This is a genomic window from Marivita sp. NO-S04 (genome assembly GCF_059070475.1).
In genome coordinates this window covers 1,986,211-2,002,468 of record NZ_CM180980.1, presented here as the reverse complement: position 1 = coordinate 2,002,468, position 16,258 = coordinate 1,986,211, and the positions used below count along the sequence as shown (strand labels likewise).

General features: G+C 59.6%; 18 protein-coding genes. 7 read left to right on the top strand and 11 right to left on the bottom strand.

What is annotated here, in order from left to right; genetic code table 11:
• Window positions 1–9: 9 nt before the first annotated feature.
• Window positions 10–843: a tryptophan 2,3-dioxygenase gene (gene kynA, locus ACK3EW_RS10400; protein ID WP_493809504.1), complete on the bottom strand. Its 834-nt coding sequence runs from the start codon at window positions 841–843 to the stop codon at window positions 10–12.
• Window positions 840–1,595 carry an SDR family NAD(P)-dependent oxidoreductase gene (locus ACK3EW_RS10395; RefSeq protein WP_493809503.1) on the bottom strand — a complete coding sequence of 252 codons (756 nt, stop codon included), beginning with the start codon at window positions 1,593–1,595 and terminating at the stop codon, window positions 840–842. The genes kynA and ACK3EW_RS10395 overlap by 4 nt, the downstream gene beginning before the upstream one ends.
• Window positions 1,596–1,721: 126 nt before the next feature.
• Between ACK3EW_RS10395 and ACK3EW_RS10390 the strand changes: the two genes are divergently transcribed.
• From ACK3EW_RS10390 to ACK3EW_RS10375, 4 genes are all read left to right on the top strand, one after another.
• Window positions 1,722–2,669, top strand: a complete 948-nt coding sequence (locus ACK3EW_RS10390; RefSeq protein ID WP_493809502.1) for an MBL fold metallo-hydrolase — start codon at window positions 1,722–1,724, stop codon at window positions 2,667–2,669.
• 190 nt (window positions 2,670–2,859) lie between these two features.
• Window positions 2,860–4,368 (top strand): choline-sulfatase, encoded by a 1,509-nt coding sequence (betC, locus tag ACK3EW_RS10385; RefSeq protein WP_493809720.1) that lies wholly within the window; start codon window positions 2,860–2,862, stop codon window positions 4,366–4,368.
• A 58-nt stretch (window positions 4,369–4,426) separates the two neighbouring features.
• Window positions 4,427–5,164 (top strand): thermonuclease family protein, encoded by a 738-nt coding sequence (locus ACK3EW_RS10380; RefSeq protein ID WP_493809501.1) that lies wholly within the window; start codon window positions 4,427–4,429, stop codon window positions 5,162–5,164.
• An 81-nt stretch (window positions 5,165–5,245) separates the two neighbouring features.
• The gene (locus tag ACK3EW_RS10375) at window positions 5,246–5,482 is read left to right on the top strand and encodes an HP1242/YdcH family protein (protein WP_085632015.1); all 237 of its coding nucleotides are present in this window, start codon (window positions 5,246–5,248) and stop codon (window positions 5,480–5,482) included.
• Here ACK3EW_RS10375 and ACK3EW_RS10370 read toward each other — a convergent pair whose 3' ends face one another.
• Together ACK3EW_RS10370 and ACK3EW_RS10365 are read right to left on the bottom strand one after the other, a co-directional pair.
• Window positions 5,483–6,001: a glutathione peroxidase gene (locus ACK3EW_RS10370; RefSeq protein ID WP_493809500.1), complete on the bottom strand. Its 519-nt coding sequence runs from the start codon at window positions 5,999–6,001 to the stop codon at window positions 5,483–5,485.
• A 51-nt stretch (window positions 6,002–6,052) separates the two neighbouring features.
• Window positions 6,053–6,673 (bottom strand): class I SAM-dependent DNA methyltransferase, encoded by a 621-nt coding sequence (locus ACK3EW_RS10365; protein ID WP_493809499.1) that lies wholly within the window; start codon window positions 6,671–6,673, stop codon window positions 6,053–6,055.
• Between the two features lie 121 nt (window positions 6,674–6,794).
• On the opposite strand from ACK3EW_RS10365, the gene ACK3EW_RS10360 reads away from it, so the two are divergent.
• The gene (locus tag ACK3EW_RS10360; RefSeq protein WP_439119591.1) at window positions 6,795–7,064 is read left to right on the top strand and encodes a DksA/TraR family C4-type zinc finger protein; all 270 of its coding nucleotides are present in this window, start codon (window positions 6,795–6,797) and stop codon (window positions 7,062–7,064) included.
• 215 nt (window positions 7,065–7,279) lie between these two features.
• Here ACK3EW_RS10360 and ACK3EW_RS10355 read toward each other — a convergent pair whose 3' ends face one another.
• Genes ACK3EW_RS10355 through ACK3EW_RS10335 form a run of 5 tightly spaced genes read right to left on the bottom strand, consistent with a single transcriptional unit; the run spans window position 7,280 to window position 13,497 of the window.
• Window positions 7,280–9,100, bottom strand: coding sequence for a M3 family oligoendopeptidase (locus ACK3EW_RS10355; protein ID WP_493809498.1), 1,821 nt, complete (start codon window positions 9,098–9,100; stop codon window positions 7,280–7,282).
• Window positions 9,101–9,154: 54 nt separating this feature from the next.
• Window positions 9,155–10,015: an amidohydrolase family protein gene (locus ACK3EW_RS10350; RefSeq protein WP_493809497.1), complete on the bottom strand. Its 861-nt coding sequence runs from the start codon at window positions 10,013–10,015 to the stop codon at window positions 9,155–9,157.
• Entirely contained in the window at window positions 10,008–11,600 is a 1,593-nt protein-coding gene (locus tag ACK3EW_RS10345; RefSeq protein ID WP_493809496.1) for an ATP-dependent DNA ligase, read from the bottom strand. Before ACK3EW_RS10345 ends, ACK3EW_RS10350 begins: the two co-directional genes overlap by 8 nt.
• Complete coding sequence (locus tag ACK3EW_RS10340; protein WP_493809495.1) at window positions 11,597–12,481, bottom strand: alpha/beta hydrolase; 885 nt, start codon at window positions 12,479–12,481, stop codon at window positions 11,597–11,599. The genes ACK3EW_RS10345 and ACK3EW_RS10340 overlap by 4 nt, the downstream gene beginning before the upstream one ends.
• Window positions 12,478–13,497, bottom strand: a complete 1,020-nt coding sequence (locus tag ACK3EW_RS10335) for a ligase-associated DNA damage response exonuclease (RefSeq protein WP_493809494.1) — start codon at window positions 13,495–13,497, stop codon at window positions 12,478–12,480. Before ACK3EW_RS10335 ends, ACK3EW_RS10340 begins: the two co-directional genes overlap by 4 nt.
• Window positions 13,498–13,595: 98 nt before the next feature.
• On the opposite strand from ACK3EW_RS10335, the gene ACK3EW_RS10330 reads away from it, so the two are divergent.
• Entirely contained in the window at window positions 13,596–14,366 is a 771-nt protein-coding gene (locus ACK3EW_RS10330) for an HpcH/HpaI aldolase family protein (RefSeq protein ID WP_493809493.1), read from the top strand.
• On the opposite strand, the gene ACK3EW_RS10325 is transcribed toward ACK3EW_RS10330, so the two are convergent.
• Window positions 14,363–15,301 (bottom strand): alpha/beta fold hydrolase, encoded by a 939-nt coding sequence (locus tag ACK3EW_RS10325; protein WP_493809492.1) that lies wholly within the window; start codon window positions 15,299–15,301, stop codon window positions 14,363–14,365. The genes ACK3EW_RS10330 and ACK3EW_RS10325 overlap by 4 nt on opposite strands.
• Window positions 15,301–15,591, bottom strand: a complete 291-nt coding sequence (locus ACK3EW_RS10320; RefSeq protein ID WP_493809491.1) for an SCP2 sterol-binding domain-containing protein — start codon at window positions 15,589–15,591, stop codon at window positions 15,301–15,303. Before ACK3EW_RS10320 ends, ACK3EW_RS10325 begins: the two co-directional genes overlap by 1 nt.
• A 91-nt stretch (window positions 15,592–15,682) precedes the next feature.
• Here ACK3EW_RS10320 and ACK3EW_RS10315 point away from each other — a divergent pair, with 91 nt between their 5' ends.
• Window positions 15,683–16,237: a tetratricopeptide repeat protein gene (locus tag ACK3EW_RS10315; RefSeq protein WP_238939610.1), complete on the top strand. Its 555-nt coding sequence runs from the start codon at window positions 15,683–15,685 to the stop codon at window positions 16,235–16,237.
• Window positions 16,238–16,258: the final 21 nt, after the last annotated feature.

Genomic DNA, 16,258 nt, shown 5'->3' with positions numbered 1-16,258 from the left:
TCCGGGGTCTTAGAGTTTTGTCCGCAGGTGCCAGAGATCGGGGAAAAGCTCAACCTCGAGCATGCGCTTGAGATAGGACACGCCGCCGGTGCCCCCGGTGCCGCGTTTGAGCCCGATCACCCGTTCTACGGTGGTCACATGGTTAAAGCGCCAGCGACGGAAATAGTCCTCCAGATCCACCAGCTTTTCCGCGAGTTCATACAGATCCCAGTAGCGACTTGGATCGCGGTACACTTCGACCCAAGCGGCCTGCACCTTTTCGTCCGGCTGGTGCGGCTTGGTCCGGTCGCGGCTCAGCGCGTCTTCGGGTACGGCCACAACCTGCGCCAGCCGCATCAGCGCGCAGTCATAAAGCGATGGTTTCTCCATCTCGGCCTCAAGCCGCCCCATAAGATCGGGCCGGTGCGCATGAGGTTTGACCATTGCAGGGTTGCGGTTGCCCAGCAGAAATTCGATCTCGCGGTATTGGGCGGACTGGAACCCCGAGCTTTGGCCCAAGGTTTCGCGGAAGGTGGTGTAGTCGCTGGGCGTCATGGTGCGCAGCACGTCCCATGCCGAATTGAGCTGTTCGAAAATCCGTGAGACCCGCGCCAACATTTTGAACGCAGGTCGGATCTCGGCCCCCGAAAGGGTGGCGCGGGCTGCGTGGAGCTCGTGCAGCGCCAGCCGCATCCAGAGCTCCGAGGTTTGGTGCTGGACGATAAAGAGCAATTCGTCATGCGCGCTGCTGAGCGGGTGTTGGGCATCGAGAACCGCATCGAGGCCAAGATAATCGGTATAGGACATGCGCCCGTCAAACGACATCTGCGCGCCGTCTTTTGCGGGATCGTAAGCGTCGGTCAAAACTCACCTCCGGCGATCTGGATGGCCTGACCATTGACGCTGCCGGACTGGGGGGCGCAGAGCCACAGCACCGCTTCGGCCACTTCCCCGGGTGCGATCAGGCGGCCATGCGGGTTCGCGCCCACCATAACAGCGCGCGCTTCGTCTTCGCTCATGCCCGTGCGTGCCATGATGCGGTCGATGTTCTGAGGCACGATCTCGGTGTCCACATAGGCTGGGCAGATCGCGTTGAATGTATAGGGCTTGCCAAGATAGTCGGCGGCCAATCCGCGGATCAGCCCCACCATCGCATGTTTCGACGCGGTGTAGCAGGGCGCGCCCTTTAGGCCGCGCAGCCCGGCGATGGAACTGATGGCGATCACACGGCCCCAATCTGTCTGGTGCATCGACTTCAGGCTTTCTCGGATCGTCAGGAAGGTGCCGTCAAGGTTGGTCGCCATCATGTTGCGCCAGAACGCCATGTCCATCTTGTGCAGCGCCCGGCCTTCGGCGATGCCCGCATTGGGCACACAGATTTGGATGGGCCCCCGTGCGGCAACTGCTCCGGCGATGCCTTCCACAACCGACGCTTCATCCTGCACATCCATGACCAGCGCATGCAACCCGTGGGCACTGGCGGCGGCTTCAAGCACATCGGCGCGGCGGCCTGTGATCGTCACCTCGGCGCCCGCGCCACGCAAGGCTGTGGCAATGGCAAGGCCGATGCCCGTGCCGCCGCCTGTGATCAGGGCGTGTTTTCCGGTGAATGTCATGTTGCCTCCCATAACCTTTCCGCGCGACCGTATAGGTCTGATCGCCAGTGGCAAGATGGCCCACCTGCGAGGGCTTGCTTTTCTCATTCACGTTCGTGAATGTGACCTCAACAGGAGGAGCCCCTTATGCGATTGACCTTGATCGTGGCCGCTGGACTGACCGCCAGTCTTGCCCAGGCCAGCGAAGACATTGCCGACAAGTATCCACAGTCGGAACTCTATGACAAACCGGTCGAAGTGATTCCGCACGTCTTTTCGGCCATCGGGGCCACTGCACCGCCGACCTATGAGAATTCTGGCCACAACAACAACCTGAGCTTTGTGCTGACCGGTGATGGGGTTGTGGTGATCAATGGCGGCGCATCGGCTCGTCTGGCCAAGGCCCTGCATGACGAGATCAAGATGCTCACCGACCAGCCGGTGAAACTGGTGATCAACGAAAACGGTCAAGGCCATGCGGTGCTGGGCAATTCCTATTGGGCCGGTCTGGGTGTCGACATTCTTGCCCATGAGGATGCCATCGCCGAAGTGGAGAAGAACGGCGATTTCATTCTTCAGGGTATGCAGCGCTACAATCGAGACAAAGCTGAAGGCACCGAAGTCGTAGTGCCCAACCTGAGCTTCTCGGACCAGCATATTGTTGAGATGGGCGACGTGACGCTTGAGGTGCTGCACCTTGGTCCGGCGCATGATCCGGGCGATGTGCAGGTGTGGATCCCTCAATGGGGTATCGTGATTGCGGGGGATATCGCGTTTCATGAACGGATGCCGCCGATTTTCCCGGAAACTGATACAGATGCGTGGGTTGAGACTTTTGAAGGCCCGTTCACCGACCTGGGAGCCACTTATGTGATCCCCGGTCACGGACACCCGACCAATATGGCCCAGGTGACGCGGTATACCTCGGAGTATATCAAGGATCTGAGGGCCAAGATCGGAGCGCATATCGAAGAGGGCGGCGATCTGGCCAGCGCCTATTATGTGGATCAGTCGAACTGGGAACACCTGGATACATTCGAGGAATTGGCGACAAAGAATGCGGGTCGTGTGTTCGAGGAGATGGAGTGGGAATGAACGCGGGACCGCGACCTGCACTTCTTCTTTTTCCAAATATGCCGGGGGAGGCGCCGTAGGCGACGGGGGCTGGCCCCCGGCATTTCCGTCAACGGAAATGCGAAGATGCGTCGACGCATCTTCGCCCAGCCCGGATTGACGCGGCTGCATGATCCCACCAGTGTCGCGCCAAATCCTGCGCGAGGTAGCGATCATGCAGCCGAACATCCTGATTCTGATGGTGGACCAGTTGAACGGAACGCTGTTTCCCGATGGCCCCGCCGACTGGCTGCACGCACCGAACCTCAAGAAACTGGCGGCGCGATCGACCCGGTTCAAGAACGCCTATACCGCCAGCCCTCTTTGTGCGCCGGGACGGGCGGCGTTCATGTCTGGGCAATTGCCTTCGGCCACAGGTGTCTATGACAACGCGGCTGAATTCCCGTCCTCGATTCCCACATATGCGCATCACCTGCGCCGAGCCGGGTATTACACAGCCCTGTCTGGCAAGATGCATTTCGTCGGCCCCGATCAGCTGCACGGGTTCGAAGCGCGGCTGACCACCGACATCTACCCCGCCGATTTCGGCTGGACGCCGGATTACCGCAAGCCCGGTGAACGGATTGACTGGTGGTATCACAACATGGGGTCGGTCACCGGTGCGGGTGTCGCGGAGATCACCAACCAGCTCGAATATGATGACGAGGTCGCGTACCAAGCCAAGCTGGCGCTCTACGATCTGGCGCGCGGAAAGGACGACCGCCCGTGGTGCCTGACCGCCAGTTTCACCCATCCGCATGATCCCTACGTGGCGCGGCGGAAGTATTGGGACCTTTACGAAGACTGTGAACACCTGTTGCCAGAAATTCCGGCAATGGATTACGCGGACCACGATCCACATGCGAAACGGATCTTTGACGCCAATGACTGGCGCAATTTCGATATCACCGAGGACGATATCAGAAAATCGCGCCGCGCCTATTTCGCCAATATCTCGTATCTGGACGACAAGATCGGAGAATTCCTGCAAGTGCTCGAAGACACGCGGCAGGAGGCGATCATCCTCTTCGTGTCGGATCACGGCGACATGCTGGGTGAGCGTGGGTTGTGGTTCAAGATGTGCTTTTACGAAGGCTCGGCCCGGGTGCCGCTGATGATCGCGGCGCCGGGAATGGAGCCGGGGTTGGTAGCCGATCCTGTCTCGACCATTGATGTTTGCCCGACGCTTTGCGCGCTTGCAGGGGTGAGCATGGAGGAGGTGATGCCGTGGACCACGGGGGAATCGCTGGTGTCTCTGGGGCAGGGCGGCACACGCACCAGCCCCGTGGCGATGGAGTATGCGGCCGAGGGGTCTTATGCGCCGCTGGTGTCGCTGCGCTATGGCAAGTGGAAGTATAACCGCTGTGCTCTAGACCCAGATCAGCTCTTCGATCTGGAGGCCGATCCGCATGAATTGACCAATCTGGCGGGTCACCCTGACCATCAAGGCACGGTGCAGACGTTGCGCGCGAAGTCCGAAGCGCGTTGGGATTTGGCGCGGTTCGATGCAGATGTGCGGGCGTCACAGGCCAAACGCTGGGTGGTTTACGAGGCCCTTCGGCAGGGTGGGTATTATCCGTGGGATTATCAACCGTTGCGCGATGCGTCCGAACGATTCATGCGCAATCATATGGATCTGAACGTGCTTGAAGAGGGGCAGCGTTTCCCGCGGGGGGAATGATTAACCGTTCTTAACGCTTTCCATTGTTTGGCCATGTTTGGCTGCACATATTAACGGAATGTTAAGACTCGCTTTCCTGACCGCCGCTCTGATTCTTGCCACCCCTTTGTCTGCCGGACCGAACGGCACCATCCGCGTTGTGGATGGGGACACGTTCAAGATCGATGGCACGACAGTGCGCCTGCACGCCATCGACGCGCCGGAAACCGATCAGATGTGCGGCGATTCCAACAGCCCCGCATGGGCCTGTGGTGACTGGGTGCGCACCAAAACGCGCGAGATGTACGAAGGCCGCATTGCCCGCTGCGTCGCCACCGACACTGACCGCTATGGACGCACCGTCGCCAAATGCAGCGTTGACGGACGGGATGTTGGTAAACAGTTGGCCAGCAGTGGTCTGGCCTTTGCCTATCGCCAATACGGGATGGATTACGATCTTGCGGAAAAGGGTGCAGCGGTAAACGGACGTGGGCTACATGCGACCGGCGTCATGTCTCCGGCGGCGTTCAGGTCCGCGCAACGTGCACAGGCTAACTCTTCGACCGTGGCACAGAACACGGGTGCCAAGACTGTCACCGTCACTCGCGACACACCTGCCAAAAGCAGCTGGCTGCCCAACATTGTGAACCCGGATTGCAAGATCAAAGGCAATATCAGCCGGGGCGGCGAACGGATTTACCACGTTCCAGGGCAAGACTATTACGCAAAGACACGGATCTCGCCGACCAAGGGCGAACGCTGGTTCTGCTCTGAAGCCGAAGCGCGTTCCGCAGGCTGGAGAAAAGCGCGGAATTGATCGCGGTTTGATCCGCGTCAAAGCGAAAGATGCATATCTCTGACAGTTTCACTCCAAAGACATCAGGAGAGGAGTGGTTCCATGTCACATACACCGCATGAATTGGCCGACGAATTCCCGGAGCACATTGAAAAGATGAGCGCCTTGAAGCAATCGGACGCGCATTTTGCCAAGCTGTTCGACAGCTATCACGAGATCAACCGCAGCGTTCACCGCGCCGAAACCAACGTGGAGCCGATGGACGGGCTTGCCGAGACCGAGCTGCGCAAGAAACGCGGCGCGCTCAAGGACGAGATCTGGGGCTATCTGCAAAAATAATCAGTCAAGAAGGGCGGTGATCGCAGAGGTCACCGGCCGGGACATGGGCCGCGCGTTCGACCCGAACGTTGCGGCCACACTGCCATCAGGCGCAATCAAAACTTTGTTGAAGTTCCACTTTGGGGTGAACCCGGCTTCTGCCTCAAGCCACTTGTAGAACGGGTGCGCGGCGTCGCCGCGGATCGCGGTGATGGTGGTCATCGGGAAATCCAACCCGAAATTGACTTCGCAGAAATCCTTGACCTCTTCATCGCTGGCCAGTTCCTGCCGGAAATCGTTGGACGGAATCGCCAGTACGACAAGACCGCGCCCGCGGTATGTGTCGTAGAGTTCCTGCAGCCCATCATATTGCGAAGTGTAACCACACCGCGACGCGGTGTTCACTACCAGCACCGGCTGCCCGCGCCATTGCGCAAGGTCAATGTCGCCACCGTCTATGGACGGAAAGCTAAAGGTTGTCATTGCGGCCTGAGCCAGCGTCGCGCAGCACACAAGTAGGGCGGAGAGGAATAAACGCATGAGAGATCTCCTTGCAGCAAAAACTAGGCGCGTGAAGGCCAAAAGAAAGGTTCAGAGCGTGCGGAACACCATGACAAGTCCGCGATCCTGCGCGTGGTCATGATCGGCGTTTTCGTAGATCGGAATGTCATGGAAGCTGACCGGAGTTATCATCCCATGGGCCGTAAACAGCGCAAGCCGCGACCCAAATCCCGCGCCATCGAACACAGGCGGGATCACTCCGCAGACAAACAGCGCACCCGGACGCGCAACACGCAGCAGTTCGGGAAAAACCTCTGGTCCGACATGGCCATGGGTGAAGGTGCCGCTAGAGACAAAACCGCCATAGCTTTCATCCTCGATCGGTAATATCTGCGTAAGATCGGCGCAAATGCGGTTGCGATATAGCCCCTTGGCCGCGGCCTGATCCAGCATGGCTTGCGAGATGTCGATGCCGTCGACCGCGTATCCGGGCAGATGTTCCGCCAAAAGCCCGGTTCCCGCTCCGATATCAAGCACCGGTGTATTGTTTTGCTCATGCGCGCGGAACACCTCAGCGATTTCCCGTGGCGCGATATAGCCATGCCTTTCGCCGAAACTGTTGTCATAGCTTGCAGCCCAATCGTCATAGAGCGCCTTGGCATCCGACGCACCGCGAATGCTGTAGGCCCGCTGAAGGTTGTGGTCTGACATGTCGGCCTCCTGTGTTGTGATCCGGTGCAGGATGGCGGTGTCAGGTGCGCCGGACAAGTGTCTTGCACCGCGCGGATCGGCGTCCCATATTTTTCCTAAGAAGTTTTCGGAAGAACACCCCATGGCTGGTGGTTGGGCACGCGACGGCGCAGTACAAGAGCAGATCGATGCGTCGATCAATGACGAGCTGGCGCGTCTGAAAGCACGCAAGGGTCCGGAGGGCGAAAGCCTGACCCAGTGTGCCGAATGCGACGAACCTATCCCTGAAAAGCGCCGAGTCGCCATTCCCGGCGTGAAGCTTTGCATCGATTGCCAGAATGAGCGTGACGAGACCTATCAGACACGCGGCGGGATAAACCGGCGCGGATCAAAGGACAGCCAGTTGAAGTAAGATGTGCGGGCAGACGCCCGCGCAGGATATCTCGCCTATGGCTCGGGATTGGCGCTTGTTGGACGCTGCGTGCTTTTACCACCCGTCAAGGTTAACGCGCCGCGTTGTGTCTGCATATTTACCAAAAAGAAGAAGCAGGGAATGGTTTGCATCTCCTGCTTCTTCTTTTTCCAAATATGCACTTGCAACGCCGTAAACGGCGCCCCGTCCGAGGATCACGCCTCCATTGCTTCCAATTCGTCTATGAAGCCAGAGATCATCTCGAGACCCTTGTCCCAGAATTTTGGATCGCTGGCATCGAGACCGAAGGGGGCCAGCAATTCCTTGTGGTGCTTAGACCCACCCGCCTTCAGCATGTCAAAATACTTGTCTTGGAAGCCGTCCGGGTTTTCTTCGTAGACGGCATAAAGCGCGTTCACGAGACCGTCGCCGAAGGCATAGGCGTAGACGTAGAAGGGGGAATGGACGAAGTGGGGGATGTAGGCCCAGAAGGTCTCGTACCCGTCCATAAATTCGAATGCTGGTCCTAGGGATTCTGCTTGCACCGACATCCAGAGCGCGTTGATGTCATCGGGTGTCAGCTCGCCACCCCGGCGCGCCTCGTGCAGTTTGCATTCGAAATCGTAGAAGGCGATTTGGCGGACGACGGTGTTGATCATGTCCTCGACCTTACCGGCCAGCAACACTTTCTTTTCGGCATCGTCCTTGGCGTTGTCGAGCATGCGGCGGAAGGTAAGCATCTCGCCAAAGACCGACGCGGTTTCGGCCAGTGTGAGAGGCGTGGAGGCCAGCATCTCGCCTTGTTCGGCAGCCAGTACCTGATGCACACCGTGGCCCAGTTCATGCGCGAGGGTCATCACGTCGCGCGGTTTGCCGAGGTAGTTGAGCATCACGTAGGGGTGCACATCTGTCACTGTGGGATGTGCGAAGGCCCCGGGCGCCTTGCCCGGTTTCACGGCGGCGTCGATCCAGCCTTTGCTAAAGAAAGGTTTGGCAATGTCACCCATGCGCGGGTCGAATTCCGTGTAGGCGTTCATGACGGTCGCTTCGGCTTCGTTCCAGTCCACGATGCGCGTGGCTTCCATGGGGAGCGGTGCGTTGCGATCCCACACCTGCATCACGTCGAGGCCGAGCCATTTGCGCTTGAGCTCGTAATAGCGGTGGCTGAGCTTGGGGTAGGCGGCAACGACGGCGTTGCGCAGGGCTTCGACCACTTCGGGTTCGACATCGTTGGAGAGGTGCCGCCCGGTTTGCGCGGTCGGCATGCCGCGCCAGCGGTCCATCACCTCTTTTTCCTTGGCCTGCGTGTTGTGGACACGGGCGAAAATCTTGATGTTCTCGGCAAAGACAGCGGTCAGTTCCTTGGCGGCGGCTTCGCGCACGGAGCGGTCCTGCTCGGTGAGCAGGTTCAGCGTGCCTTCGATACTGAGCGGCTCGCCATCGACTTCGAAGTCGAGGCCTGCGATGGTCTCATCAAACAAGCGCTCCCACGCGTCGCCGACCACGCCCATGTCGTGCAGGAATTTCTCCATCTCGTCCGACAGCTGATAAGGCTTCATCGCGCGGATGCGGCGGATCGCGGGTTTGTAGCGGGCGAGGTCACCGTTGGCATCGAACAGCGCGTCTACAGTGGCGTCGTCGACGCGGTTCAGCTCCAGCGTGAAGAAGACCAGCGGCGTGGTGTAGATGGTGATCTTTTCCTGATGGTCGGATAGAAATTTTGCGCGCTGGGCGTCGGTTGTCAGCTGGTAGTAGCGCAGCCCGGCATAGGACATGATGCGGCCCGCGATGTTTTCGATCTTCTCGTGGCGGTGGATCGCGGTCAGGAATTCTGCGGCACTCAGACCTGCCAGCTTGCCTTCGTAATCGGCAGCAAAGCTGCGGCAGGCCTCTTCGAGCCAATCAAGATCGCGCTTCAGTTCGGCGGCGTCATCCGACGGATAGAGGTCTGTCAGGTCCCATTCCGGCAGGTCCCCCAGATTTTTGCTGCCGCTCTGGGCGTTGGCGTCATAGGTCGGGGTGGGGGTGCGCAGCATGGGTCGTCTCCTGTTCTTTGTTGCCTTGGAACCTGTGCCGTTGGGACAGAAGGTTCAAGGGGCAAAGCCATAGAGCGTCGCGGGATTGTCGGTAAAAAGCTTCTGACGGGTTGTGCCGTCAGGTATTGCGTCGAGCAGGGTGGTGAGTTGCTGGCCCGCATCCGGCATGGGCACGCCGTTCAGCATCAGGTGGGGCCAGTCGCTGCCCCAAAGGATGCGGTCGGGGTTCGCCTGTGCCAGTCGTTGGATCAGTGTTTGCGGCTCGGGCGTGTGGCGGTAGGTGGCGCTGAGTTTGGTCCAGCAATGGCCGTCCGCCAGAAGGCGTTCCAGTGCTTTCTGGCCTTCGGTCATTCCAAGCGCGGGGTCGGGCCATGCACAATGGTCGAAGACGATTTGTACGGGCAGGGTGGGCACTTGTGGGGCCAGCTCTTCGAGGTGCAGGTGGGAGTGGGCGAGCATTTCGACATGCAAGCCATAGTCGGCCAATGTCGGCGCGAGGCGCTTCATACCCTCCCAACTGAGAAGCCCGCCATGCACGTAGTTTAGGCGCACCGCCTTGCAGCCTTTCTCGGCGAGGGCGGCGATTTCGGCCTCAGACGCGTTGTCCGAGATCAAGCACACAGCGCGGAACTGGTCGCCCATGCGTCGGGTGGCCTCAAGCGTGATGCTGTTGTCGCCGCCATAGAGGATCGAGTGTACAATGACGCCGCGTGTGCATCCCAATGCTGTCAGATGGGTTTTGTAGCGGTCGAGCCATGTATCGAGCGTGCCGGGAGGTGGGTTTTCGACACGGCCGTCCCACAGCGCGAAGTCGTCTCCGATCAAATGCACATGTGCGTCGCAGGCCCCGTCAGGCAGCGGCGCGCTGGGCGGGGTGATGGTGAGCGGTGGTTCGGCGGCGGTGGGTTTATCCATAGGTCTCAAGCAGGTCCTTCAGATCGTCGAGCGTGTTGGCTTCTTGCAGCGGTTTATCCTGCCGCCAGCGGGACATGCGCGGGAAGCGTAGCGCGATGCCGGATTTGTGGCGCGGCGAGGCGTGGATGCCTTCAAACGCGATCTCGAACACGTGGTGTGGTGTAACCTGCCGCACCGGGCCAAAGCGTTGCTGTGTATTTTTGCGCACCCATGCTGTGATCTGGCGGAACTCGGCGTCTGTCAGGCCGGAATAGGCTTTGGTGAAGGGAACCAGATCGTTGCCGTTCCAGACTGCAAAGGTGAAATCGGTGAACAGGTTGGCGCGACGGCCGTGGCCTTGTTGTGCATAGATCATCACTGCGTCGACCGTCAGTGGATCAAGCTTCCATTTCCACCAATCGCCTTTTTTGCGGCCTGATAGATACGGGCTGTCTTTGCGTTTGAGCATCAGACCCTCGGCGCGGGCATCGCGGGCGGTGGCGCGAATACTGGCCAGGGTGTCCCATTCATCGAAAGTCAACGGCGGTGCGGGGCGCACGGGCGCATCGTCTGGAAGCGCATGAAGCAACGCGTCCAACCGTGCGCGGCGGTCTTGAAGGGGCAGATCACGCAGGTCTTCGCCGTTTTCTTCAAGCAGATCATAAGCCAAAAGGATGACCGGCGCTTCCTTCAGCAGCTTCTTCGGAACGGTCTTGCGCCCAATGCGGGCTTGCAGCGTGTTGAACGGAAAGGGTTGAGTCCGATCCCATGCCACGATTTCGCCGTCCAGCACGATACCATCCGGTAAAAAATCGCTCAGGCGGGCGAATTCGGGGAAGAGGTCGGTCATCAGTTCTTCGCCGCGCGACCACACATGGTGGGTGCCGTTACGTAGAATGATCTGGCCACGGATGCCGTCCCATTTCCATTCAGCTTGCCAGTCCGCGGGAGACCCAAGCGCTTCAGGGCCGTCTTCCAATTGATAGGCGAGGTAGAACGGGTAAGGGCGGCTATCGTCGGCTTCGGCGTCTTCGGCTTCGATCAACGCATGATAGCTGGTGGTATCCGGGGACCAGCCCCCCATCAGGCGATGGGCGAGGCTGGATTCTTCCTGCCCAGTGGCCTGTGCCAGTGCCCGTGTCATCAGTTTCTGGCTGACGCCGATGCGAAAGCCACCAGTGATCAGCTTATTGAACAGGAACCGCTCCACGGGATCGAGCTGATCCCATGCGTCCAAGATGCGTATTTTGCGTTCTTCAATGCCCAAAGCCGCGAGGGACTTCAATTCGGTGATCCAATACGTCAACGGCTGATCACTTTGGCGACTGGGTGGCGGCAGGGTCAGGGCGATGGTCTCGGCAAGGTCTCCAACGATAGGATAGCTTTCTTCGAGCAACCAAAGGGGGATGCCACCCACCTCGGCCGCCCATTCGCGCAGTTGGGTTGTCGTGACCGCGCGTTTAGGACGACGACCGGAAAAAAGTGCGATGGTCCAGAGCTTATCATCGTCGCTGGCGGTTTTGAAGAACTCGGCCAGCGCTTTGGTTTTGAGGCTGGTTTTGGTGGTCTGGTCCACTGTCGTGAAGAGCGCGGCAAAGTCTTTCATCGCACAGCGTCCCGAAGGAACGCCCCCATCCGCCGAAGGGCATCCTCGGCTGCGCGTGAATACCCTGCGTGCAAATGCCAGACGTGGGCCAGCCCCGGCCACAGGTCGAGCGTCACATTGTCCATTACTTCGGCCAATCGATGCGCGTCCTGCGCCAGAGTTTCACCCGTGGCGGCCTGGATCATCGTGGGTGGCAGGTTGGACAGGTCGCCGTGCAAAGGGGAGACAGCGGGGTCAGCCGGGTCAATGCCGGGCAAGTAGTTGGTCAGCAGGCGCCGAGGCCATGCAGCGGGGATCAGGATCTCGTCCGGTGCTGCGTCAAAACGGGCTGCGATGTCGCCGGACAGATCGCCGATGGGGGCAATCAGACCAAGCGCCTTAGGTTGGACACCGCCGCTGTTGCGGGCATGTTGCGCGACCTGCAATGCGAGGCAGCCGCCTGCACTGTCGCCGCAAACTGCTGCAGGGGGCGTTCCTGCCGCAACCAGCCGGTCATACGCGGCAACAGCATCATCGCGCGCTGCTGGAAAAGGGTGTTCGGGGGCAAGGCGGTATTTGATGGCGACGGCCCGCATGCCCGCCGCGCGCGCAAGATGCGCCACCAATGCGGCATGGGTTTGCGGACTGCCGATGGTGAAGCCGCCGCCGTGGATGTACATCAGCAGGGGGGCTTCCGTTCCGGCTTCGGGAGGGGTGAACCACAGCGCGCGGTTGGCGTCTTGCTCTGGCTTTATGTCCTTCGGGATCGCCCCCCCTAATGGAGCAGACAAAGCGAAGATGCGGCGCAAGAGCGGTTGGGGGCCGACGAAATGCAATGTACGCCGTTCCACGTTCCGAGCCTGCCAGATGAAAAAGCGGTCGGTGCGGGTGTAGGTGGTCATGCAGCCTCTCCGGTCGGGGCGGTGTCGTCTTCGTCTGTGCCGAACTCTGTTTTGAGAACCTGCGCATTGTAGCCTTGTGTGTTAAGCCATCGCGCAAAAATATCCGTGTAACCATGTGTTGCAAAAATATTTTCTGCTCCAGTTTCTTGGATGGCTGACATCAGTCCATCCCAATCTGCATGGTCTGAAATCACAAAGCCTCGGTCAGCTGCACGGCGTCGGCGGACCCCGCGCAGCCCCATCCAACCAGAGGCGAAGGCGGTCGACGATGGGCCAAAGCGTCGTGCCCATTGTGACCCAAGAGCCGACGGAGGCGCGATCACCAATGCGCCGGAATGGTTCTTGACGTTCAGATCGGGTGTGACGTGGATCGTATTGGGCAGGCGATAACCTTGATTGCGTAAAACCTGATTGGTGTTCTCAACCGCGCCATGGGTCAGGATGGGGCCGATGGCGGGATCGACCATGGCGAGCAGGCGCTGAGCCTTGCCAAGCGAATACGCGCCCAAGATGGAGGCCTTGCCATTGGCTTTGTTTTTCGCCCACCACGCGTTCAGGTCTTTGGCGACGTCGTTCTGGTCGTCCCATTTGAAAACAGGCAGTCCGAAGGTGCATTCCGTAATGAAGCTGTGGCATTTAACTGGTTCGAAAGGTTCGGAAATTCCATCTGGAACAACTTTGTAATCGCCTGATGCGACCCATACTTCCCCGGCAACTTCGACGCGGATTTGAGCCGATCCGGGCAAGTGGCCCGCGGGATGGAACGACACCAAAGCATCGCCGACTTTTCGAACTTCGCCAAACTTAACGGTTTCTACAGAAATACTGCCCAACCTGTGAATCATGACCGGCGCACAGGCATCGGTGCACAGGTATCGGCGATGGCCCGGGCGGGCGTGGTCGGCATGGCCGTGAGTGATCAGCGCGCGGTCTACGGGCCGCCACGGGTCGATAAAGAAATCTCCGGCGGGGCAGTAGATGCCGCGATCGGTAAAGGTAAGGACGGTGTTGGACATAGAGTATAGTATAGAAGGCGGGCAAGACATCGCCAGAGGCTTGCCAAGCCGCCCGGGCGGCGTAGGGTGGCGTGAACCAGAGCATCGGGAGGCAGATCATGCAAATCGCCAGTTTTCGTCAGCGGCTTTTGTCGCGTGTGCCGTTGGCGGGCACGTTTCTGAAAACGCCGGCGCTGCAGCTGATCGAAGTTCTGGCGCAGTCGGATTTGGATTTTGTCTGCCTAGATGCGGAACACGCGCCGTTTGATCGCAGCGCGATTGACGCCTGTTGCGCGATGGGGCGGGCGTTGGATTTCCCGGTGTTGGTGCGGGTTGGTGATGGATCGGCCCGCGAGATACTTCAGGCGCTGGATTGCGGTGCCGTCGGAATCGTTGTTCCGCATGTCGATAGCGCGGAGAAGGCAGCAGATGTGGCGCGTTCAGCACGGTTTGGGCGCGGGGGGCGCGGTTTTGCAGGATCGACGCGATGGGCCGGATACGCGACGCAATCCATGCCAGACCTGTTGGCCCGATCACAGGCAGAGACTGTTGTCATGGCGCAGATCGAAGAGCCAGAAGGTGTCGATGCCTGCGAGGCGATCGCCACAACGGACGGTATTGATGCGCTGTTCGTCGGGCCTGCGGACCTTTCGGTGGGATATGGCCATGACAGTCAGACCTCGGATGACCTGTTGCGAGCGCTTGAACGGGTCGGCACAGCGGCAGAGACTGCTGGAAAAGCCTATGTGTCGTGGGTTGCAAACGCGCAAAAAGCGCAAGAGTGGTCACAGTACGGAATGAGTTGTTTCTTCATCTCGTCCGAACACGCGTGGATGCGCGCTGGTGCGACCGCCGAGGCGCGCGGCGTGCACGACATCGGCAAAACCTAGGTTTTGAAGCTTGAAAACAACGAGATTGCGGCACCTGTGACCTGACGGCGGGTGTTCGGACTTTCCATCAGCACTTCGTGTTCCGCACCATCGACCAAGAGCAGCTTTCCGCCCTTCCAATGGGTCATGCGTTCCCGGATTGCCGTAGTATCGACAATGCGTTCATTCGAGCCGACGAAACACAGCGCTGGAAGCCCGGGCGAGGGCATGGTGGCCAAAACTGCGCATTCCTGCAATGCCGACAACAGCCACGCATATGATGGCCCACCCAATCCGAATTGGGGCTCTGATTCCACATGGCGCCGCATGTAGTCGAACATTTCGGGGTCGGAGGTAAGCAGGTTGGTCTCGAACGGTTCGGAGGCCGGGTAGCTTTTGATCGATGTGCCGGGGGCCAGACGATGCCCTTGGCCAAGGGCAATGGCCAGCCGCGGCAGAGTCCATGCCACGGGCCGCAGATACCCAGCCATCTGAATCCCCCACATCGGACCCGTGAACATGACGGACGCCATGTCGCTTCCGTTCATCAGTGCGCGCAATCCGATGCAGCCGCCCATGGAATGCGCGACCATGTGCCAGGGTTTGGGAATTTCGGCATTGCGCGCAAAGGCGCAGACGGCAGACCAATCTTTCTGGAAATCCAGAAACCGGTCGACATGACCAACCATTGGGTTGGCTCCCAGCCGGTCGGCCATCCCCTGACCGCGCCAGTCTACAGCGACGACACCAAATCCCGCACGGACGAAATCCTTGGCGGTACGGCCGTATTTTTCGATGTATTCGGTGCGTCCCGGCAGAATGAACACCGTGCCTTTGCTGTCCTGCGCTGCCGCGTGCCCTGCGCGGATGCGCACCCCATCCGAGGTGCGCAGCCAATACGCCTTGGTGTCCGGACCGTCGGCCAGATCGTCGCGATAGGGCGCGGGATCTGCCATCAGGCTAGGGTGGCGGCCAGTTTCATCGCCATGCCCATATCGCCGTCAATGGTCAGGCGGCCGGACATGAAGGCAGAGGTGGGATTGAGTGAGCCGTCAAAAATCTCGCGGTAGGTGTCGGCATCAGCGTTAAAGGTGACATCTGCATCGGCGCTGCCTTCGCGGGCGCCGCTGTCGTCCACGATCATGCTGCCTTCGCCTTCGATGTTGAACTGTGCGGTGCCGTCAATGCCGACTCCGGCCAGCTTTTCATTCAGGGCGGCAACTGCCTGTGCAACAACATCGCTCATACGCTTGTCTCCTTCGTGATCGCGTTCTGATCTGCGAGGCTGGCATTTGCCGCACCCCGCGCTAAACTCACAGATGGTTATGAGGTTCACAATGCGCAAACACAAATCTGCCGTTGCGGCATTTCTTCTATCATCAGCGATGATGCTGGGTCCAGCGCAGGCGCAGGATGCAGCAGCGACCGACCTGTTGGACCAACTGGCACAGGCCGAAGATGCGCGTGCTGCTGATCGGCTGGAACGGCAAGTGCGGCAGGAGTGGTCGAAATCCGGATCTGCGACAATCGATCTGCTGCTCAAGCGGGGGCAAGATGCGCTGGATGTCGACAATGTGGACGCGGCCTTGGAGCACTTGACCGCTTTGACCGACCATGCGCCCGACTTTGCCGAAGGCTGGCACACGTTGGCGTTGGCCTATTATCGCGCTGATCAATTTGGCCCGGCGGCGGATGCGTTGGAGCGGACTTTGGCGTTGAACCCTGAGCATTTCGGCGCGTTGCGCGGGCTGGGTGCGATATTCGAACAGGTCGACAAACCTCACCTTGCGTATGATGCCTATTCGCGGGTACTCAACCTGCGACCGCACGATTCCGATGTGATTGACGCATTGGAGCGGTTGGAGCTTCGGGTGAATGGGCAGACGCTCTGATCATCTGACGCCCGAGCAGGA